Source organism: Aquincola agrisoli (assembly GCF_036621135.1).
GTDB lineage: Bacteria > Pseudomonadota > Gammaproteobacteria > Burkholderiales > Burkholderiaceae_C > Aquincola > Aquincola agrisoli.
Map to the genome: position 1 here is coordinate 512267 of NZ_JAZIBG010000028.1, position 19703 is coordinate 531969.

Consider the following 19703-nt stretch of genomic DNA (forward strand, 5'->3'; position numbering starts at 1 on the left):
CCTCCGATGGCCAGAATCATCGTCGTCACCTCCGGCAAGGGAGGTGTGGGCAAGACCACCACCAGCGCCAGCTTCTCCTCGGGCCTGGCCCTGGCCGGCCACAAGACGGCCGTGATCGACTTCGACGTCGGGCTGCGCAACCTCGACCTCATCATGGGCTGCGAACGCCGCGTGGTGTACGACCTCATCAACGTCATCCAGGGCGAAGCCAACCTGAACCAGGCGCTGATCAAGGACAAGCAGTGCGAGAACCTCTTCGTGCTGGCCGCCTCGCAGACGCGCGACAAGGAAGCGCTCACGCAGGAAGGCGTGGAGAAGGTGCTGAAGGACCTGTCGGAGATGGGCTTCGAGTACATCGTCTGCGACTCGCCCGCCGGCATCGAGACCGGCGCGATGATGGCGATGCACTACGCCGACGAGGCGGTGGTCGTCACCAACCCCGAGGTCTCCTCGGTGCGCGACTCCGATCGCATCCTCGGCATGTTGTCGAGCAAGACCAAGCGCGCCATCGAGGGCCAGGAGCCCATCAAGGAGCACCTGCTGATCACGCGCTACAACCCGTCGCGCGTCGAGGGCGGGCAGATGCTGTCGCTGAACGACATCCAGGAGATCCTGCGCATCAAGCTGATCGGCGTGATCCCCGAGTCCGAATCGGTGCTCGACGCGTCGAACCAGGGCGTGCCGGCGATCCACCTGAAGGGCACGGACGTGGCGGAGGCCTACCAGGACGTGGTGGCGCGCTTCCTGGGCGAGGACAAGCCGATGCGCTTCATCGACGCCGAGAAGCCGGGCTTCTTCAAGCGGCTGTTCGGCGGGAGGTAAGGCCGATGTCGTTCCTTTCCTTCCTGCTCGGGGAGAAGAAGAAGACCGCCAGCGTCGCCAAGGAGCGGCTGCAGATCATCCTCGCCCACGAGCGCAGCGGCGGCGGCACCAGCCGGGCCGCCGACTACCTGCCCGCGCTGCAGCGCGAGCTGGTGGCGGTGATCTCGAAGTACGTGTCGATCTCCCCGGAGGACATCAAGGTCCACCTCGAGAAGCAGGACGACTACGAAGTGCTCGAGGTCAAGATCGAGCTGCCGGACGGCGCGGCGCGCTGAGCCGGCCGCGCCCGGCCGGCGCCGTGCCCTCCGGGCGCCGCGCCATCACCCATTCGTAGAAGCCCTGGGCGGCCACCGACAGGCTGCGGTCGCGCGGGCGCACCAGGTAGATGTGGCGCTTCAGCCCCGCCCATGACAGGCGCCGCGTGACGACGCCGGGCGCCTGGAAATGGAACAGGGTCAGCCACGGCACCACGCTGATGCCGATGCCCGCCCGCACCATGCCCATCACGGTGGCGAGCTGGTCGACCTCCATCACCGACTGCATCGTCTGCGGATGGGTGGCCGCATCGAGGTACTGCCGCACGCTCGACGTGCGCGACAGGTGGATGAAGGGCCAGGCCGCGACATCGCGCGGCCGCACGTCGCGCAGGGCCGCCAGCGGGTGCTCGACCGGGCAGACCAGGTAGAAGTCGTCGCTGCAGAACGGCTCGGCACGCAGCTCGGGCGTCTCGGCGCGGGTCGCGGCCAGCGCGAAATCGGCCTGCCCGCGGCGCACGAGCTCGATGCAGGGCTCCGACAGCACGTCGGCCACCTGCAGTTCGATCCCCGGGTAGTCGGCCTGGAAGCCCGCCAGCACCTGCGGCAGCCACCCCGCCGCCAGCGACGGCAGCAGCGCCACGGAGACCCGGCCCCTGCGCCGGGCCGCCTGGTCGTGCATGCCGCCCAGCGCGCGCTCGAATTCCTCCATCACCCGCCGCGCGGAGAGCTCGAACTCCCGGCCTTCGGCGGTCAGCTCGACCGAGCGTGTGCTGCGGTCGAACAGCCGCAGCCCGAGCGATTCCTCGAGCTGCCGGATCAGCGCGCTGAAGGCCGGCTGCGACAGGTGGCTCAACGACGCGGCCCGCGTGAAGTTGCGCTGCGCTGCCAGTGCCAGGAAGGCCCGCAGCTGGCGGGTGGAGACATTCATCTGCAGTTTCGATCAAGTGATCCGAATTCTCGAATTCTCTGATCAATACAGGCCGCCTACATTCCGTGTAAACCAAGAGGAGACCCATGCAGCCGCAACCCTTGCGCATCGGTGGCGCCGCCGGCTTTTCCGGTGACCGCACCGACGCGGCCGCCCCGGTGGTGCGTGCGCTGGTCGCCGCCGGCGGGCCGGCCGTGCTGATCTTCGAGACGCTGGCCGAGCGCACGCTGGCGCTCGCGCAGCTCGCGCGCCGCCAAGATCCCGAGGCGGGCTACGAGCCGCTGCTGGACGACCTGCTGCGGCCGGTGCTGGCCGACTGCCTGGCACATGGCATCCGCATCGTCAGCAACTTCGGCGCGGCCAACCCCCATGGCGCGGCCCGGCGCATCCAGGCGCTGGCGGCCGAGCTGGGCGTGCCGGCGCCGCGCATCGCCGTGGTGAGCGGCGACGACGTTTCCGGCCCGGCCCACCAGGCCGCGCTGGCCCGCTGCCTGGGCGCCGACCTCGGCGGCCGGCGCCTCGTCAGCGCCAACGCCTATCTCGGCGCCGAGGCGATCGCAGACGCCCTGCGGGCCGGGGCGCAGATCGTCGTCTGCGGCCGCGTGGCCGACCCGTCGCTCGTCGTCGGCCCGGCGCTTGCGCACTTCGGCTGGGCCGCGGACGACTGGGACCGGCTCGCCCGGGCCACGATGGCGGGCCACCTGCTCGAATGCGGCGCCCAGGTCACCGGCGGCTACTTCGCCGATCCGGGCGTGAAGGACGTGGAAGGCCTCGCCACGCTCGGCTACCCGATCGCCGAGATCGACGCCGAAGGCAACTGCACCATCGGCAAGCCGCCCGGCACCGGCGGCGAGGTCACCGAGCACACGGTGAAGGAGCAGCTGCTCTACGAGGTGCACGACCCCGCCGCCTACCTGACGCCCGACGTGGTGGCCGACATCAGCCAGGCCTGCGTGGAACAGGTCGGCCCCGACCGGGTGCGCCTGTCGGGCGTGCGCGGCCACCCGCGCACCGGCACGTTGAAGGTCAACGCCTGCTTTGAATCGGGCTGGCTCGCAGAAGGCGAGATCTCGTACGCCGGCCCCCGCGCCGAAGGCCGCGCCCGGCTGGCCGCCGGCGTGTTGCGGGAGCGCCTGGCCGGCCTGGGGCCGCTGCGGGCCGACCTGATCGGCGTGGCCAGCATCTTTGCCGACGACGGCGGCGCCTGGCTGGCCGACACGCCCGACGGCGGTGCCACCGACGTGCGGCTGCGCGTGGCCCTGCGCCATGCCGACCGCACCTGCGCCGAGCGCCTGGCGCGCGAGGTGGTCGCGCTGTACACCTGCGGCCCCGCCGGCGGCGGCGGCGTGCGCACCGCGCTGCGGCCCACGCTGGGCACGCTGTCCTGCCTGATGCCGCGCGAGGCGGTGCCGGCACGCTTCGAACTCATCGAGGAAAAAAGGATGACAGACGCGATGCCGCGCAAGGGGCGGACATGATCACGGTCCCGCTCTGGCGCGCCGCCCACGGCCGCACTGGCGACAAGGGCAACCGCTCGAACATCAGCGTGATCGCCTGGCACGCCGACCTGTACGCGCCCCTCGTCGAGCAGATCACCGACGCCGCGGTGGCCACGCGCTTCGCCCACCGCCGGCCCAGCCGCGTGCAGCGCCACCTGCTGCCGACGCTGCACGCGATGAACTTCGTGCTCGACGACGTGCTCGACGGCGGCGTCAACGATGCGCTCAACCTCGACAGCCACGGCAAGTCGCTGTCCTTCCTGCTGCTCGACATGCCGCTCGTGCTGCCGGCCTCGCTGGCGCCGCTGCTGCGCGGGCCGCACACCTTTTCCGTCCACAACTGACAACCCTCTGGAGACAAGACCATGACCTTCATCCACCGCCGCCCCCGCCGCCACGCCCTGGCCCTGCTGACGGCCACGCTGCTGGCCCCCGTCGCGATGACCGCTTCGGCGCAGGGCAAGTACCCCGACAAGCCGATCACCTTCGTCGTGCCGTTCGCGGCCGGCAGCGCGACCGACCAGCTCGCGCGTGCGCTGGGCCAGTCGATCACCGAGCAGACCAAGCAGGCGGTGGTCGTCGAGAACAAGGCCGGCGCCAGCGGCATGCCGGCCGCGCAGCAGGCGGCCCGCGCCGCGGCCGACGGCTACACGGTGCTGATCACCACCAACACCACGCACGCCGCCAACGAGCACCTCTACAAGAAGCTGCCCTACGACCCGGTGAAGGACTTCGTGCCGCTCACCGGCCTGGGCAAGGGCGGGCAGGTGATGGTGGTGAACGTCAACTCGCCCTACAAGAGCGTGGCCGACGTGGTGAACGCCGCGAAGAAGAACCCCGGCAAGCTGACCTTCGGCAGCGGCAGCTCGTCGAGCCGCATGGCCGGCGAGATGCTGAAGCAGCTCGCGGGCGTCGACATCCTGCACGTGCCCTACAAGAGCAACCCGCTGGGCATCACCGACCTGCTGGGCGGCCAGATCGACCTGATGATCACCGACACCTCCACCGGCGTGCCGCAGGTCAAGGCGGGCAAGCTGCGGGCGCTGGGCTATTCGACGCAGCAGCGCAGCGTCCAGCTGCCCGACGTGCCGACGATCGACGAGGCGGGCGTCAAGGGCTACGACATGGGCTACTGGTTCGCGGCCTATGCCCCCGCCGGCACGCCCGCGCCGGTGGTGGCACGGCTGAACGAGCTGCTGGGCGTGGCCGTGAAGAGCCAGGCCGCCAAGTCGTTCTTCGACGTGTCCGGCTCCGAACCCTGGACGACCTCGCCCGACGAGCTCGCGAAGTTCCAGGCGGCCGAGACGCAGAAATGGGGCAAGGTGATCCGGGCCGCGGGCATCGAGGCCGAGTAAGCGGCCCGCGCGCCCACAGGAGGGCGCGCCTCCCACCCGCCACGCGGCGGGCCCCAGTTCGACCAGGCGGCGGCCCTGCAATGGCCGCCCGGGCAGCGCTTTGCCTGCCTGACGCACCAGATGGAGACGACCATGACCCCTTCCCTCCCCGCACGCCGGCTGGGCGCCGTGCTGCTGCTGCCGCTTGCCGGCACCCTGCTCACCGCCTGTGGCGGCTCCGACAACGATGACGACACGCCGGCCGCCACGCCGCTGGCCTGCGAGACCGCATCGTTCGCCGGGTTGAAGCTCGACAACGCCACCGTGCTCTCGGCCACTTCCGTGCCCGCCGGCAGCTACACCCCGGCCGGCACGTCGACGGCCTACAACAACCTGCCGGCCTTCTGCCTCGTGAAGGGGCAGGCGACGCCGACCAGCGATTCGCTGATCAACTTCGAGGCCTGGATTCCGGCCGCGGCCTCGTGGAACGGCAAGCTCGTGACCACCGGCAACGGCGGCTACAGCCCCGCGCTGAGCTACCGCGACATGGCCTACGCGCTCGCGCAGGGCTACGCCGCGATCGGCGGCGACACCGGCCACCAGGGCGACCCGAACGACATGCTCTGGGGCCTGGGCCACCCGGAGAAGATCACCGACTGGGGTACGCGGTCGATCCATGCCATCACCGTGCCGGCCAAGCAGGTGGTGGCCACGCTGCAGGGCCAGGCCGCACGCCGCGCCTACTACTACGGCTGCTCGACCGGCGGCCACCAGGGCTACGCGCAGGTGCAGAAGTACCCGGCGGACTTCGACGGCGTGATCGCCGGCGCGCCGGGCAACAACCGCACGGCGCTGAACGCCGAGTTCCTGTGGCGCTACCTGTCCAACCGCAACAGCCAGGCCGACCCGGCGCTGATCCTCACGCCGGCCAAGGCGGCGCTGATCACCACGTCCGCGGTGGCGGCCTGCGACACGATCGACGGCGTGGCCGACGGCGTGATCGACGACCCGCGCGCCTGCACCCCCGCGCGCTTCGACATCGCCTCGCTGCAGTGCACCGGCGCCGACAACGCCACCTGCCTCACCGCCGCGCAGGTGGCCGCGGCGCAGAAGATCTACGCCGGCCCGAAGAACCCGCGCACCGGCGCGCAGATCTACCCCGGCCAGGTGGTGGGCAGCGAATCGGGCTGGCCCGGCTACTGGGGCGGCGCCGAGCCGGTGCGTGCCGATTTCTGGCGCTACTGGGCGTTCGAAGACCCGGCCTGGAACTGGTGGACCTTCGACTTCGACCGCGACTTCGCCTTCTCGCTGGCCAAGGTGGGCAGCCGCGTCGACCAGACCAGCACCGACCTGTCAGCCTTCAAGGCCCGCGGCGCCAAGCTGCTGGTCTACCAGGGCTGGATCGACCCGGTGGTGGTGGCGACCGACACCATCGCCTACTACGACAAGGTGAAGGCCGCGCAGGGCTCGCAGGCGGAGATCGACGGCTTCATGCGCCTGTTCGTGGTGCCGGGCATGGGCCACTGCTCGGGCGGGCCGGGCGCGACGAGCTTCGGCAACGCCGGTGCGCCGCCGGTGGTGGATGCCGACCACGACCTGCTCTCGGCGCTCGACCGCTGGGTGGAGCAAGGCACGGCGCCGACGCGCATCGTCGCCTCGCGCCTGAGCGGCGGCACCGTCACCCGCACGCGGCCGATCTGCGCGTGGCCCGCCCAAGCCGTCTACAGCGGCAGCGGCAGCACGGACGACGCGGCGAACTTCACCTGCCGCTGAACGCGGCGCGGCCTGCACATCCCTTGCCACACGACATGCCTCGAGGAAACAACACCATGCATGCACCCACCTCCCGCCTCGCCGCCCTGCTGGCGGCGGGCCTGCTCGCCGCCTGCGGCGGCGACGGCGGCGGCGATTCGCCCGCCACCCCGGTCAAGACGCCGCAGCTCAAGCTGACCATCACCGCCACCGAGGACTTCGCCGGCACCTACGGCAGCGTCGGCGCCTACGAGAAGCTCACCGGCACGATCTCCGGCGAGGTGGATCCCGCCGACCCGAAGAACGCCGTGATCCAGGACCTGGCGCTGGCGCCGGTCAACGCGAACGGCATGGTCGAGTACAGCGCCGACTTCGTGATGCTCAAGCCCAAGGACATGAGCAAGGCCAGCGGCGTGCTGCGCTACGACGCGCCCAACCGCGGCAACATCCTGACGATGCTGAACCCGGCGGCGACGCCCAGCGACGCGGTGTACCTGGAGCGCGGCTACGTGCTGCTGTACTCGGCCTGGCAGGGCGACGTGCCCAAGAGCACGGCCGCGCGCCTGACCGTGACCGTGCCGGTCGCGAAGAACAAGGACGGCAGCGCCATCACCGGCCCCTACCGCAGCGAGCTGGTGCCGAACGCGGCCACGCCGGCGATGACCCTGCCTGGCGGCGTGTTCAACGGTTCGATGATCCCCTACGAGCCCGCGAGCCTCGACAACACGCAGCCCGGCTACTCGCTCACGCGGCGCGCCAACGAGACCGACGCGCGCATCCTGGTGCCCGCCTCCGACTGGAAGTTCGCCACCTGCGACACCTCGGCCAACCCCTTCCCCGGCACCGCCAGCGGCGCCAGCATCTGCCTGAAGGGCGGCTTCGATCCGAAGTACCTGTACGAGCTCGTCTACGTCGCGAAGGACCCGAAGGTGATGGGCGTGGGCCTGGCCGCGCTGCGCGACACGGTGAGCTTCTTCCGCAAGGCTGCCGCCGACAGCGCCGGCACGGCCAACCCGCTGGCCGGCCGCATCACGCACACGATCGGCCAGGGCACCTCGCAGTCGGGCAACGCGATGAAGACCTTCCTGCACCTGGGCTTCAACCAGGCGCTGGACGGCGGCAAGGTGTTCGACGGGATGTTCGCGCACGTGGCCGCGCGGCAGACCAACATCAACACCCGCTTCGCCGTGCCCGGCGGCGGCGGCGGCCTGCGCACCGACCACACCGCCTTCGGCCAGACGGCGCCGCGCGGCCTGGCCGCCGACTACATGGACGACGTGAGCGGCCGGCAAGGCGGCGTGATGAAGCGCTGCGCGGCCACCAGCACCTGTCCGAAGTTCTTCCTCGGGTTGTCCGGCACCGAGTTCTGGCAGCTGCAGGGCTCGCCGGTGCTGACCGACGCCTACGGCCAGCGCGACCTGGCGCAGCCCGACAACGCGCGCATCTACTACTACGCCAGCACGCAGCACGGCGGCAATGGCGGCACCGCGAGCATCAGCTACGCGCCGGCACGCAACGTCTACCCGGCGGGCACGGTGGTGCACTTCACCGACACCTTCCGCGCGCTCTTCGTCGCGCTGGAAGACTGGGTGGTGCGCGGCACCGAGCCGCCGGCGAGCCAGGTGCCGAAGCTGGCCGACGGCACGCTGGCGCGGCCCGACCAGCTCGTCTTCCCGACGATGAAGGGCCTGACCTGGAACGTGGGCGGCACGCCGACGGCAATCCCCGACTTCAACTACCTGGGGCGTTACAACAGCTTCCCGCTGTTCGACTTCGGGCCGCAGTACGTGCCGCAGGACGAGTCGGGCATCGCGACGCTGCTGCCGCCCTACTACACCGGCCGCGACTACGCGATCCTGGTGCCGCAGGTGGACGCCACCACCGGCCTCACGAAGGCCGGCGTCAAGAGCGTGGAGGCGCGCGCGCCGCTGGGCACCAGCATCGAGTTCAACTACGTCGCGACGCCGGGCATCGTCGACCTGTCAAACCTGACGGGCAGCTTCATCCCGTTCCACAAGACCGAGGCCGCGCGCATCGCCGCGGGCGACACGCGGCCTTCGCTGGAGTCGCTGTACGGCACGCAGGCCGGCTACGTAGCGGCCGTCACCACGGCGGCCAACGCGCTGGTGGCGGAGCGGCTGCTGCTGCAGCGCGACGCGGACCTGCGCATCCAGCAGGCGGTGGCGAACCCGGTGCTGCCGTAAGCCGGCCGCGGCGGCGACAGGTGCGCGGCCTCAGCCGCGCACTTCGCCGTTGCCCAGCACCACCCACTTCATCGACGTGAGGCCCTCCAGGCCCACCGGGCCGCGGGCGTGGAACTTGTCGGTGGAGATGCCGATCTCGGCGCCCAGGCCGTACTCGAAGCCGTCGGCGAAACGCGTGCTGGCGTTGACCATCACGCTGGCCGAATCGACCTCGCGCAGGAAGCGCATCGCGTGGGGGTGGTTCGTCGTCAGGATCGCGTCGGTGTGGTGCGAGCCGTAGCGGTTGACGTGGGCGATGGCCTCGTCGAGGTTGGCCACGATCTTCACGCTGATGACCGGGGCCAGGTATTCCTCGCTCCAGTCGGCTTCGGTGGCCGGCACCACCTTCGCGCCCGGCACGTCGCGCAGGATCGCGGCGGCCTGGTCGTCGGCCCGCATCTCCACGCCCTTGGCCGCGAACACCGCACCGATGCGCGCCAGGAAGGGCGCCGCCTGGCGCTCGTGCACCAGCAGCGATTCGGCGGCATTGCAGGGGCTGTACTTCTGCGTCTTGGCGTTGTCGGTCACCGTCACGGCCAGGTCGAGGTCGACCTCGGCATCGACGTACACGTGGCAGTTGCCGTCCAGGTGCTTGATCACCGGCACCTTGGCTTCGGCGCTGATGCGCTCGATCAGCGACTTGCCGCCGCGCGGGATGATGACGTCCACGCTCTCGGGCATGGCGATCAGCCGGCCCACCGCGGCGCGGTCGGTGGTCTCGATCAGCTGCACGGCCTCGGGCGGCAAGCCGGCCTGCGCGAGCGCGCGCTGCACCAGGCGCCACAGCGCCAGGTTGGAATGGATCGCCTCCGAACCACCGCGCAGGATGGCGGCGTTGCCGCTCTTGATGGCCAGCGAGGCCGCCTCGATCGTCACGTTCGGCCGGCTCTCGTAGATCATGCCGAACACGCCCAGCGGCACGCGCATCTGGCCCACGGCGATGCCGCTCGGGCGCCGCTTCACGCCGGTGATCTCGCCGATCGGGTCGGGCATCGCGGCGATCTGCTCGCAGCCTTCGGCCACCGTCTCGATGACCTGCGGCGTGAGCTTCAGCCGGTCGACCATCGGGCCCGCCAGGCCGGCGGCACGCGCGGCGTCGAGGTCGCGCGTGTTGTCGGCCGCGAGCTGGGGCGCCTCGGCGCGCAGCAGGCGCGCCAGCGTGGTCAGCGCCTCGTTGCGGGCGCGGGTCGACGAGGCGGCCATCACGGTGGACGCCGCGCGGGCGGCGTTGCCCACGCGGGCCATGTAGGCGGGAATGTCGGTCAGCAGCGTCATCCGCTGATTGTCGCCGAGCCCCGCCGGCCCTGCGCAGCCGGGGGCTCGGCCAGCCCCGCGTTAGTCGACCAGCGCCAGCACCGCCAGCCACAGCGGCGCCGTGGCGGCGAAGGCCAGGGTCGACAGCACGATGGTCGAGGTGGTCTCGCTTTCCAGCGTCTCGTAGCGCTGCGAGAACATCAGCGTGTTGCTGCCGGCCGGCAGCGCCGCCATCATCACCGCCACCTGCAGCGGCAGGCCGGCCAGGCCGAAGCCCCAGTGCGCCACCACCAGCACCACCGCGGGCAGCACCAGCAGCTTCATCGCGCTGAGCTTGACGGCCCCGCGCAGCCCGCCGCGGAGGCCGTTGTACGCGAGCGACATGCCGATCAGCGTCAGGCACAGCGGCACCACCGCCGCGCCGAGCTGCTGCAGCACCTCGTCCACCACCGGCGGCAGCCGCCAGCCGGTGAAGTTCCAGGCCATGCCGGCCAGCACCGGCAGCACCACCGGGTGGATGATGGTGTTGCGCACCGTCAGCTTCAGCGTCGACAGCAGCGAGCCGCCGCCGGCTTCCTCATGGCGCGCACGGGCCCGGGCGAGGTCGAGTTCGGCCAGCGTGGTGAGCACGGTCAGCAGCGTCAGCGAATGCATGCTGACGATGGTGATGTGCAGGCCCAGGCCGGCCTCGCCGAACAGCGCCGCCGCCATCGGCACGCCGATCTGCAGCGTGTTGCCGAAGCTGGCCGACACCGCCCTCACCGAGGGCGCGGCCACCGACAGGCGCCCGCCCCGGTTGCGGTGCCGCTCGACGACGTAGACCACGATCGCCAGCCCGACCACCGGCACGAAGAACGCGACGATCAGCCCCCACGGCAGGTGCGCGTAGTCGAGCCGCGCGGTGGTGCGGAACAGCAGCGCCGGCACGAAGATGTAGAACGCCGCGTTCGACAGCGTGCGCGCCGGGTCGGCACCCTGGCGCTCGTTGCCCAGCCAGCGCATGCGGCCGACGATCCAACCCAGTCCGGCCGTGAGGAAGATGGCGACGAGCTTGTAGAAGACGGCGAGGGTCATCGGTCCGCGAGTATCGCCGCGGCGGCAGCGATACCCAGGGAAACCCTGATCAGTCTTGCTTGAACTTTGGTGACCGCGGGCCCGCGAGTACACCGTTGAAGACACCTGGGCCGAGCAACCGGTTCGATGCCATGCCGGCGTAGGTGAAGCTCTGGTCGGTCGTCGTGGCGACGATCTGATTGACCACCGCCTGCACGAGCAGGCCGATCAGACCGGCCTGGTTGCTGGCCTGGGTTTCGGCCGAAGATGCGACCGCCTCGCCTTTCCACAGCAGATCACCGGAGCGCAGATCGACGATGCGCCCCTCTACCGCGACCGCCGTCTCGCTGCTGATCACGGCGTAGGAGGTACCGTAGCGCTTCACGTTGAGGTAGACCACCGCATCCGCGCCAAACACCTCGCGCAGCTTCGCGGGCGCGACGTCGTGGATGTCATGTGCCGTCGTCAAGCCGTTTTCACGGAAAGCTTCTTCGACCAGCGACACCGGCAGCACGTAGTAGCCGGCCTCGGCCAACGGGGCTGTGGCCTGCGCCAGCACGCCGATGCTGCCCTTCACGTCGGGCGATTGGTTCAGCGGCGGCAGCACGACCAGAGAGGCCGGCCTGTTCGCCTTGAACGCGGTGTAGTCGTACGGCTGCCGGGTGGCGCAACCGCCGAGCAGCAGCGCAGCCGACACGGCGGTCAACGCCGCCGTGCGGCGCAGGGGGAACAGTCGGGCCATCATCAGGTGCTCGGCTCGGTTTTCTTCGCGTCCATGCGACGCAGCATCGAATCAACGAATGCCGTGGACTCGGGAAATGCCCTCTTCTCGGCCTCGAAGTACCCGCGTGCTTCGCCATCGCGGCCAAGCTTCAGGCTCAGCAGGCCCATGTGGGCACGGAAGCCCGGCGGCAACACCGCACCGCTCGCCCCCGCGCGGTCGGCCTCGGCCTCCATGCGTTGCATCTGCTCGGCTGGCGTGCGGCCATCGGCCTTGAAGTACTCGTAGAGGTTGGTCTGGTAGCCACCCCAGTGATAAAGCGGTTTCGGCTGCTGCGCGCAGCCGGTCGCCAGCGCCGTCAACACAACGAGGCCCGCCAGACGCGCCGCGGCGCGCAGGTGAAGTCCGTTCACGGCGTCGTCCTCCGACTCCAGGTGCCGCCGTCGTAGCCTGTCACCAGGCGATTGACGGCTTCGCGCACAGCCAGATCGAGCACCTTGCCGTTCAAGGTCGCGTCGTAGCCGGCCGTGCCGCCAAACCCGACGATCTCGCGGTTCGACAGGCTGTATTCGCCCGCACCTTGTACCGAGTACACGACCTCCGACGTCGTCGGGCTGACGACGTTCAACGTCACCTTCGCGTAGGCGATCTGCTGCTTGCCGCGACCGAGCAAGCCGAACAGTTGGTGATCACCGACTTCCTTGCGCCCGAACTCCGACACATCGCCGGTGACGATGAAGTCGGCACCCCGGATCGACTGGGTCTGCGCTTTGTACTGCGCCTCCTGCTTCGCTTCGGCGAGGTTGTCGCGGTCCAGCACATTGAAGCGCTGCGTCTGCTGCAGGTGGGCCATCAGGATGGTCTTGGCCTGCCCGCCAAGGCGGTCGACGCCGTCGGAGAAGATGCCGCGCATGAAGCTCGAGCGGTTGTCCATCCGGCCGACGACAACCGGCGTTCGCGGGCCTTGGTAGGGCATCGCCGCGGCCTCGACCTTGGGCACGTCCACAGTGCGCGATGCCTCCGTGGCGCACCCCAGGGTCATCGATGCCGCGAGCGCAGCCAGCGCCGCTGTCGCGATCGTTCTCATTTCCATCAGCTTCCTCCCCGAGAAAGCCGTGGATTTTCGCCACGGGCACCGTGCCTGCCCGAGGTAAATATGCGCCGGCGCGGACGCGCGCCCGCGCGTGGGTCAGGCCACCTTGCGCGCCGCCTTCTTCGCCGGTGTCTTGGCCGCGCGCGGCTCGAACTCGAAGCCGACCTTGCCGTCCTTGGCGTCGAAGACCAGCCGCGCCTTGAACTTGCGGCGCGTCTTGTTGGACACGAAGTTCTCCAGCAGGTCGGTCTTGCCCTCGGCCAGCAGCTTGTGCGCCTGCTCGCGGGTGATCGGCTGCTGCAGGATGATCTTGCCGGTCTTGAAGTCGCAGGTCACCGGGGCGCTCACGGCGTGCTCGCAGGCGTAGTTGCTGCCGTGCTCGTACACGTGGCCCTTGCATTTCGGGCACGCGCCCAGGCTTTCCTGGCCGCTGAAGTCCACCGGTTCGCCGTCGCCCTCGGCCTTCTTCGCGTCCTCGCCGAAGTCGAACTCGAGCTTCCAGTTGTCGATCTCCTCGTCGAACGCGAGCTTCAGCTCGGCCGTGAAGGGCCAGCCGGCCTTGGAGCGGAAGCCTTCCAGCGGGCCGATCTTCTTGTCGCGCAGGAAGGCCTCGGCCTCGGCGATCTCGAACGCGCGGCCGCCGGGGATCTTGCTGATCGAGAAGCCGCAGCCGGGGTTGGCGGCCGTCTCGGCACCGACGCAGGCGAAGCGGCGGTAGTTCTCCTTCACCTTGCCGCCGCACTTCGGGCAGGGCGTGGCGAGCGTCGCATAGTCGCCCGGGATGGTGTCGCGGTCGTACTCCTTGGCCTTCTTGACGATGCGCTCGGCCATGCGGGCGATCTCGCCCATGAAGCGGTCGCGGTCGAGCCGGCCGTGCTCCATCTCGGCAAGCTGGTATTCCCAGTTGCCGGTCAGCTCGGGCTTGGTCAGGTCTTCGATGTCCAGGCCGCGCAGCAGCGTCATCAGCTGGAAGGCCTTGGCGGTCGGCACCAGCTCGCGGCCCTCGCGCAGCATGTACTTCTCGAGGATCAGGCCTTCGATCGTCTGCGCACGCGTGGCCGGCGTGCCCAGGCCCTTCTCGGCCATGGCCTCGCGCAGCTCGTCGTCGTCGATCAGCTTGCCCGCGCCTTCCATCGCGCTCAGCAGCGTCGCCTCGGTGTAGCGCGCGGGCGGCTTGGTCTTGAGCTGGTTGACGTCGACGCTCTCGGTGCGCACCACCTCGCCCTTGTCCACCGGCACGAGGTTGGCGTCGTCTTCCTGGGCCTCGCGGCCGTAGACGGCCAGCCAGCCCGGCTTGACCAGCACCTTGCCGTTGGTCTGGAACTTGTACTCCTTGCCCTCGCGCGAGACCGTCGAGATGCGCGTGGTGACCATGAACTCGGCCGACGGATAGAACACGGCCAGGAAGCGCTTGACGACCATGTCGTACAGCTTGGCCTCGATCTCGGTCAGGCTGCGCGGCGCCTGCAGCGTCGGGATGATGGCGAAGTGGTCCGACACCTTGGCGTTGTCGAACACGCGCTTCATCGGCTTGACGTAGCCTTCCTTCAGGGCCTTGGCCGCATGGCCGCCCAGCTCGCGCAGCGGCCCCGGCAGGTCGTCGGTGGCCAGCATCTGCATCGTCTCCTTGACGACGCCGACATAGTCTTCCGGCAGCGCGCGCGAGTCTGTCCGCGGGTAGGTCAGCACCTTGTGCTTCTCGTACAGCGCCTGCGCGATCGACAGCGTGGTCTTGGCCGAGAAGCCGAAGCGCGAGTTGGCTTCGCGCTGCAGCGTCGTCAGGTCATAGAGCAGCGGGCTGGCCTGCGTGCTGGGCTTGGCTTCCTCGGTGACGACCGCCGGTTGCGCGCGGCAGGCTTCGGCGATCGCGTGGGCCTCGGCGGCCGTCCAGAGGCGGTCGGCCCGGCGCTCGCTGGCACCGGCAGCGTCCGGGGCCCCCTCCCCGGCCGGATCGTTCTTCTTGAACGCCGGATCGAACCACTTGCCCTCGTACTCGCCGGCCTTCGCGGCGAACTGGGCCTTGATCTCCCAGTAGTCGCGTGCGACGTGCTTGCGGATCTTCTCCTCTCGCTCGACGACGATCGACAGCGTCGGCGTCTGCACCCGGCCGACCGTGGTGAGGAAGAAGCCCCCGTCGCGCGAGTTGAACGCCGTCATCGCCCGCGTGCCGTTGATGCCGACCAGCCAGTCGGCCTCGCTGCGGCTGCGCGCCGCGTCGGCCAGGCCGCGCATCTGCTCGTCGCTGCGCAGCCGCTCGAACCCCTCGCGGATGGCCTGCGGCGTCATGCTCTGCAGCCACAGCCGGCGCACCGGCTTCTCGAGCTTGCCCTTGCCGCCGTCGGCGTACTGCACGATCAGCCGGAAGATCAGTTCGCCCTCGCGCCCCGCGTCGCAGGCGTTGACGAGTTCGGTGACGTCCTTGCGCTTGACGAGCTTGACCACCGCGCTCAGCCGCGACTTGGCCTTGTCGATCGGCGCCAGGTCGAAGTGCGGCGGCACCACCGGCAGGTTGGCGAAGCTCCACTTGCCGCGCTTGACGTCGTATTCCTCCGGCGCCTTGATTTCCACCAGGTGGCCCACGGCCGAGGTGACCACGTAGCGGTCGTTCTCGAAATGGTCCGCGAGCTTTTCGAACTTGCCGGCCACCGGCGTCAGCGCACGCACGATGTCCTGCGCCACGCTCGGCTTTTCCGCAATGATGAGTGATTTGCCCATGAGCCTTGTTGTGCCTTCTCTGGCCGACAAGAGTTCCCTGGGGGAGCCGCTTGTCTGCCTACAATTCCGCTTCTCGCGCGCACGTACACGTACATACGCGCGCGCATCCGTGATTTCAATGTACCGAATGAAGACCGACACGCAAGCCGCCCCCACCGAAGGCCCTGCCGCCGCTGGCACGCGGGCCAAAGCCGGCGGCCGCCGGACCCAAGTCCGCAGCTCCGGCGTACACGGCAAGGGCGTGTTCGCGCTGCGGCCGCTCGCGGCCGGCACGACCTTGTTCGAGTATGCCGGCGAGGTCATCACCTGGGCCGAGGCGCTGCGCAGGCACCCCCACGACCCGTCACAGCCCGACCATACCTTCTATTTCCACATCGACGACCAGCACGTCATCGACGGCGCGCACGGCGGCAATGCATCGCGCTTCATCAACCACTCGTGCGATCCGAACTGCGAGGCCGACGAAGTCGAAGGCCGCGTGTTCATCCGGACGCTGCGGCCGGTCGCGGCGGGCGAGGAGCTGAGCTTCGACTACGGCCTCGTGCTCGAGGGCCGCCATACTGCCAAGGTGAAGAAGCAGTTCGCCTGCTATTGCGGCGCGGCGGCCTGCCGCGGCACTATGCTGGCACCCAAACGCTGAAACCACTCACCTACCCGAAGAGGCCGTGATGTCCAACGAGCCCAGCCACATGTCCTGGGGCGCAGAACTGCTGTGGGAGCAGCTGCAGCCGCTGATGCCCGGCATCTCGATCGAGGTCGTGGCCCGCGCGGACTCCACCAACTCGCAGCTGATCGACCGGGCCCGCATGTTCAGCGGCCGCCGCGACCAGCCCGTCACCATTCCCGGCGCGCTGGAACTGCAGGACCGCGACGAACACTCCCCCCACGGCCGGCGCACGGGCGATACGCACCCGTGCCTGCTGGTCGCCGAAAGCCAGACCCGCGGCCGGGGCCGCCACGGCCGCAACTGGCAATCGAGCACCGGCGCCTCGCTCACGTTCTCGCTCGCGGTCGCGCTGTCGCCGCGCGACTGGTCGGGCCTGTCGCTGGCCGTGGGCGTCGCGCTGGCGGAGGCCCTCGAGGCCGTGCCGGGCGCCGGCGGCCCGGCGATCGGCCTCAAGTGGCCGAACGACCTCTGGCTGATGGACGCCCCCGGCAGCGGGCGCAAGCTCGGCGGCGTGCTGATCGAGACCGTGATGGTCGGCTCGCGCAGGATGGCGATCGTCGGCGTGGGACTCAACGTCGCGCCGCAACCCACCCGCGACCTCAGCTCGGGCTATGCCTGCCTGCAGGAGCGCCAGCCCGGCGTCGACGCCCCCGCCGCGCTGCACCAGGTGGCTGCGCCGCTGGCCGCGGCCTTGCTGCTGTTCGAGCGCGAAGGCTTTGCCGCCTTCGCCGGGCGCTTCGCGCAGCGCGACCTGCTGCGCGGCCAGCCCATCACCACGACGCTCCCGCAGGTACCGGCCGGCGTGGCCGACGGTGTCGGCGAGGATGGATCGTTGCGCGTGCGGGTCGGGCAGGGCGCCGACGCGGCCGTGCAGCTGGTCTCCAGCGGCGACGTCAGCGTGCGGATCGACGGAAACTGAACCGCATGCTCCGAGCCCTCGTCCTGCTGCTGTTGTTGGCCAACGTCCTGTTCTTCGCCTGGTCCGAGCACTGGCTCGCCCCCCTGCTCGGCCCGGCGGCCCGCGAGCGCGAGCCGGAGCGGCTGACGCGGCAGGTGCAGCCCGACGCCGTCGCGCTGCTGCCCCCGGAGGCCGCCAGCGCCGTGCTGGCGGAAGCCGCTTCCGCGGCGGCGCTGGCCGCGCAAGGCACCTGCCTCGAAGCCGGCCCCTTCAGCGACACCGACATCGCCGCGGCCGAGCAGGCCATCGCCGAACTGCCCACCGGCAGCTGGCACCGCATCTCGGTCGACCTGCCGGGAAGCTACCTCGTCTACATGGGCCGCTACCCCAACCGCGATGCGCTGCAGAAGAAGAGCGACGAGTTGCGGCGGCTGAAGATCGGTTACGAGGAGGTCAAGGCGCCGGCCGAACTGGAGAACGGCCTCTCGCTCGGCCATTTCAACACCCGCGAAGAGGCCGACGCCTCGCTCGCGGCCGCGACGCAGCGCGGCGTGCGTTCGGCCCGCGTGGTGGTGCTGGCGCCGCCCCGCCTGCAGCACCGGCTGCGCGTGGAGCGCGCAACCGCGCCGGTGGCCGCTCAGATCGTCGCGTTGCCGACCACGGCGCTCGCCGGCGGCTTCGATACCTGCAAGCAGCGCTGAGCCACGGCCGGCCGGCGGCGCAGCATGGCCGCCGCAGCGGCCAGGGCCAGCAGCGCGCCCGGGCCCGAGCCACCGCCGCCTCCGCCGCTGCCGTCCTCCGCGGCAGGCCGGGGATCCGACGTGACTTCTGCGGGATTGGCGGGCCGGTCGGGCCCGAGGGCCGCGGCCTGTCGTAGTTCGGCGCTGTCGAGCACCGCGGCCGATCCCGCCGGCCGCACGTAGCCGCGGCCCGCCGCCAGTTCCTGTGCGTAGCGCAGCGCCTCGTCGGCATCGAGGATGCCCGCGCCGCAGGTGGCGGCCGTGCAGAGGCACCGCCCCGGGTTGGCCGGGCTGCAGAGTCCGATCAGCGCCGATTGCACATGCGGACGGGCCGAAGCGCGCAGTCCCTCGACGATCTGGTCGACCGTCATCGCCGGGTGCACGCCGAGCATCAGGCTCACCGTGCCGGCCACCACCGGCGCCGCGAAGCTGCTGCCGAACAGGTAGGCGTAGCCGCCCTCGCCCGCCTGGCGCACACCGCTGTTGTAGATCGACAGCAGGCCCCCGTCGGCGAGCAGGCCGCCCCACGCGCCGTCGGTGTTGTCGCCGCCGACCGTGGCGACGACCGCCTCGGGGCCGAAATTGGAATAGGTGGTCTTGAAGCCGTCGCGGTTCAACGCGACGACGCCCACGACGCCGCGGCAGTTGGCGGGACGGGTCAGGGCCGTGTGTTCGTTGCCTGCCGCCGCCACCAAGACCACCCCCCTGGCCCGGACCTCGTCGATCGCCTGCTGGTAGGCCGCGTTGCAGGCGCCGCTGCCGCCGAAGCTGAGGCTGACGATGCGCGCGGGATGCGGGTTGCTCGGCACGCCCGGCACGGGCAGCCCGGCCGCCCAGCGCAGGCCGTCGATGATGTCGGCCACGTCGGCGCCGCACTTGCCGGCCACCCGTACCGGCACCACGCGGCCGTCCCAGTGCACGGCCGCCACGCCCGCGGCGTTGTGCGTGCCCGCGGCCAGCATCCCGGCCGTCATCGTGCCGTGCCAGCTGCTGCTTTCGGCGATGCAGTCCCGGAAGACGGCCTGGGTGCGGTCCGCCTCGTCGACCCAGTCGCCGGGGTCGGTGGGGTCCGCGTCGCGGCCGTCCGCGTCGTTGGCGATCAGCGGGTTGGTGACGAAGTCGTGGCCGCCCAGCGTGTGGCCGGCGAGCTCCGGATGCGCGGTGATGCCGGTGTCGAGCACCGCGACACGCGCCGCCGCCACGGCAGGCAGGCCGGTGTGGCGCTGCCACGCCGGCCGGAAGCCCGGCACGCCGCGCAGGCGCGACGCCAGCGGCAGGCCGTCGCTCCCGCCTGGGGCATGCAGCCACCATTGGGCGTGGACGGCGCCGGCGTACATCGGGTCGTTGGGCACCTGCAGCCGGCGCTCGCGATCGTTGGGCACGGCCCACGCCACCTCGGGCTGCGCAGCCAGGCGTTCGGTCCAACGGCGCGCGGCTTCGGCCGACAGCGGCTGCGTGCTGCGTAGCAGGTAGGCCGCACGGCCGGTGGGCATGCGCGTGGGCGGCGGCTGCCCCGCATCGGTTGCCGCCGCCAACACCACCCGCTCCCAGCGGGCAGCCTCCGCGCGTGCGGCGGCCGCGTTGGCCGACAGCGTCACTGCCCGGTCAACGCCGTGCGACGGCGCATCGCGAAGCTGCACGATCACGCCGTCGGCGCCGGGCGATGCCTGGGCCGTCCCACCCGCCGCCAGAACGGCGGCGGCCAAAACACAAAAAGTTACGCGGCG

At 70.6% G+C, this 19703-nt stretch carries 18 protein-coding genes; 10 read left to right on the forward strand and 8 right to left on the reverse strand.

The window, feature by feature from the left end; genetic code table 11:
* Positions 1-6: 6 nt before the first annotated feature.
* Together minD and minE are read left to right on the forward strand one after the other, a co-directional pair.
* A complete protein-coding gene (gene minD / locus V4F39_RS14155; protein WP_332290161.1) occupies positions 7-822 on the forward strand; it encodes a septum site-determining protein MinD in 816 nt (271 codons plus the stop codon).
* Positions 823-827: 5 nt separating this feature from the next.
* Positions 828-1097, forward strand: a complete 270-nt coding sequence (minE, locus tag V4F39_RS14160; protein ID WP_332290162.1) for a cell division topological specificity factor MinE — start codon at positions 828-830, stop codon at positions 1095-1097.
* Here minE and V4F39_RS14165 read toward each other — a convergent pair.
* Positions 1063-2007 (reverse strand): LysR family transcriptional regulator, encoded by a 945-nt coding sequence (locus V4F39_RS14165; protein WP_332290164.1) that lies wholly within the window; start codon positions 2005-2007, stop codon positions 1063-1065. The genes minE and V4F39_RS14165 overlap by 35 nt on opposite strands.
* A gap of 86 nt (positions 2008-2093) precedes the next feature.
* Between V4F39_RS14165 and V4F39_RS14170 the strand changes: the two genes are divergently transcribed.
* The 5 genes from V4F39_RS14170 to V4F39_RS14190 all read left to right on the forward strand — a co-directional run bounded on the left by V4F39_RS14170 (position 2094) and on the right by V4F39_RS14190 (position 8796).
* Positions 2094-3485, forward strand: a complete 1392-nt coding sequence (locus V4F39_RS14170) for an acyclic terpene utilization AtuA family protein (protein WP_332290165.1) — start codon at positions 2094-2096, stop codon at positions 3483-3485.
* On the forward strand, positions 3482-3850 hold the full coding sequence (locus tag V4F39_RS14175) for an AtuA-related protein (protein WP_332290168.1): 369 nt from the start codon (positions 3482-3484) through the stop codon (positions 3848-3850). Before V4F39_RS14170 ends, V4F39_RS14175 begins: the two co-directional genes overlap by 4 nt.
* Positions 3851-3871: 21 nt before the next feature.
* The gene (locus tag V4F39_RS14180) at positions 3872-4861 is read left to right on the forward strand and encodes a Bug family tripartite tricarboxylate transporter substrate binding protein (RefSeq protein ID WP_332290170.1); all 990 of its coding nucleotides are present in this window, start codon (positions 3872-3874) and stop codon (positions 4859-4861) included.
* Positions 4862-4993: 132 nt separating this feature from the next.
* A complete protein-coding gene (locus tag V4F39_RS14185; RefSeq protein WP_332290172.1) occupies positions 4994-6613 on the forward strand; it encodes a tannase/feruloyl esterase family alpha/beta hydrolase in 1620 nt (539 codons plus the stop codon).
* A 56-nt stretch (positions 6614-6669) separates the two neighbouring features.
* Positions 6670-8796, forward strand: a complete 2127-nt coding sequence (locus V4F39_RS14190; RefSeq protein WP_332290173.1) for an alpha/beta hydrolase domain-containing protein — start codon at positions 6670-6672, stop codon at positions 8794-8796.
* A 30-nt stretch (positions 8797-8826) separates the two neighbouring features.
* On the opposite strand, the gene V4F39_RS14195 is transcribed toward V4F39_RS14190, so the two are convergent.
* The 6 genes from V4F39_RS14195 to V4F39_RS14220 all read right to left on the reverse strand — a co-directional run bounded on the left by V4F39_RS14195 (position 8827) and on the right by V4F39_RS14220 (position 15671).
* Entirely contained in the window at positions 8827-10080 is a 1254-nt protein-coding gene (locus V4F39_RS14195) for a glutamate-5-semialdehyde dehydrogenase (protein ID WP_378234971.1), read from the reverse strand.
* A 90-nt stretch (positions 10081-10170) separates the two neighbouring features.
* Positions 10171-11163 (reverse strand): AEC family transporter, encoded by a 993-nt coding sequence (locus V4F39_RS14200; protein ID WP_332290175.1) that lies wholly within the window; start codon positions 11161-11163, stop codon positions 10171-10173.
* A gap of 49 nt (positions 11164-11212) precedes the next feature.
* Complete coding sequence (locus tag V4F39_RS14205) at positions 11213-11887, reverse strand: DUF799 domain-containing protein (RefSeq protein ID WP_332290177.1); 675 nt, start codon at positions 11885-11887, stop codon at positions 11213-11215.
* Entirely contained in the window at positions 11887-12276 is a 390-nt protein-coding gene (locus V4F39_RS14210) for a DUF4810 domain-containing protein (protein WP_332290178.1), read from the reverse strand. Before V4F39_RS14210 ends, V4F39_RS14205 begins: the two co-directional genes overlap by 1 nt.
* Positions 12273-12950, reverse strand: a complete 678-nt coding sequence (locus tag V4F39_RS14215) for a CsgG/HfaB family protein (RefSeq protein WP_378234973.1) — start codon at positions 12948-12950, stop codon at positions 12273-12275. The genes V4F39_RS14210 and V4F39_RS14215 overlap by 4 nt, the downstream gene beginning before the upstream one ends.
* A gap of 102 nt (positions 12951-13052) precedes the next feature.
* Positions 13053-15671 (reverse strand): DNA topoisomerase III, encoded by a 2619-nt coding sequence (locus V4F39_RS14220; protein WP_332290180.1) that lies wholly within the window; start codon positions 15669-15671, stop codon positions 13053-13055.
* 127 nt (positions 15672-15798) lie between these two features.
* Here V4F39_RS14220 and V4F39_RS14225 point away from each other — a divergent pair, with 127 nt between their 5' ends.
* The 3 genes from V4F39_RS14225 to V4F39_RS14235 are packed head-to-tail and all read left to right on the forward strand — an operon-like array spanning position 15799 to position 17937.
* Positions 15799-16311 carry an SET domain-containing protein gene (locus V4F39_RS14225; RefSeq protein WP_332290577.1) on the forward strand — a complete coding sequence of 171 codons (513 nt, stop codon included), beginning with the start codon at positions 15799-15801 and terminating at the stop codon, positions 16309-16311.
* Positions 16312-16339: 28 nt separating this feature from the next.
* Positions 16340-17257, forward strand: a complete 918-nt coding sequence (locus tag V4F39_RS14230; RefSeq protein ID WP_332290181.1) for a biotin--[acetyl-CoA-carboxylase] ligase — start codon at positions 16340-16342, stop codon at positions 17255-17257.
* Between the two features lie 5 nt (positions 17258-17262).
* Positions 17263-17937, forward strand: coding sequence for a hypothetical protein (locus tag V4F39_RS14235; protein ID WP_332290182.1), 675 nt, complete (start codon positions 17263-17265; stop codon positions 17935-17937).
* On the opposite strand, the gene V4F39_RS14240 is transcribed toward V4F39_RS14235, so the two are convergent.
* Entirely contained in the window at positions 17874-19682 is a 1809-nt protein-coding gene (locus tag V4F39_RS14240; protein WP_332290183.1) for a S8 family peptidase, read from the reverse strand. The genes V4F39_RS14235 and V4F39_RS14240 overlap by 64 nt on opposite strands.
* Positions 19683-19703: the final 21 nt, after the last annotated feature.

Coding starts and splice junctions, on each gene's coding strand:
- V4F39_RS14205 (WP_332290177.1), bottom strand. CDS start 11,887: ATGATGGCCCGACTGTTCCCCCTGCGCCGCACGGCGGCGTTGACCGCC.
- V4F39_RS14175 (WP_332290168.1), top strand. CDS start 3,482: ATGATCACGGTCCCGCTCTGGCGCGCCGCCCACGGCCGCACTGGCGAC.
- V4F39_RS14230 (WP_332290181.1), top strand. CDS start 16,340: ATGTCCAACGAGCCCAGCCACATGTCCTGGGGCGCAGAACTGCTGTGG.
- minD (WP_332290161.1), top strand. CDS start 7: ATGGCCAGAATCATCGTCGTCACCTCCGGCAAGGGAGGTGTGGGCAAG.
- V4F39_RS14200 (WP_332290175.1), bottom strand. CDS start 11,163: ATGACCCTCGCCGTCTTCTACAAGCTCGTCGCCATCTTCCTCACGGCC.
- V4F39_RS14225 (WP_332290577.1), top strand. CDS start 15,799: ATGAAGACCGACACGCAAGCCGCCCCCACCGAAGGCCCTGCCGCCGCT.
- minE (WP_332290162.1), top strand. CDS start 828: ATGTCGTTCCTTTCCTTCCTGCTCGGGGAGAAGAAGAAGACCGCCAGC.
- V4F39_RS14220 (WP_332290180.1), bottom strand. CDS start 15,671: ATGGGCAAATCACTCATCATTGCGGAAAAGCCGAGCGTGGCGCAGGAC.
- V4F39_RS14235 (WP_332290182.1), top strand. CDS start 17,263: ATGCTCCGAGCCCTCGTCCTGCTGCTGTTGTTGGCCAACGTCCTGTTC.
- V4F39_RS14195 (WP_378234971.1), bottom strand. CDS start 10,080: ATGGCCCGCGTGGGCAACGCCGCCCGCGCGGCGTCCACCGTGATGGCC.
- V4F39_RS14215 (WP_378234973.1), bottom strand. CDS start 12,950: ATGAGAACGATCGCGACAGCGGCGCTGGCTGCGCTCGCGGCATCGATG.
- V4F39_RS14185 (WP_332290172.1), top strand. CDS start 4,994: ATGACCCCTTCCCTCCCCGCACGCCGGCTGGGCGCCGTGCTGCTGCTG.
- V4F39_RS14170 (WP_332290165.1), top strand. CDS start 2,094: ATGCAGCCGCAACCCTTGCGCATCGGTGGCGCCGCCGGCTTTTCCGGT.
- V4F39_RS14190 (WP_332290173.1), top strand. CDS start 6,670: ATGCATGCACCCACCTCCCGCCTCGCCGCCCTGCTGGCGGCGGGCCTG.
- V4F39_RS14180 (WP_332290170.1), top strand. CDS start 3,872: ATGACCTTCATCCACCGCCGCCCCCGCCGCCACGCCCTGGCCCTGCTG.
- V4F39_RS14165 (WP_332290164.1), bottom strand. CDS start 2,007: ATGAATGTCTCCACCCGCCAGCTGCGGGCCTTCCTGGCACTGGCAGCG.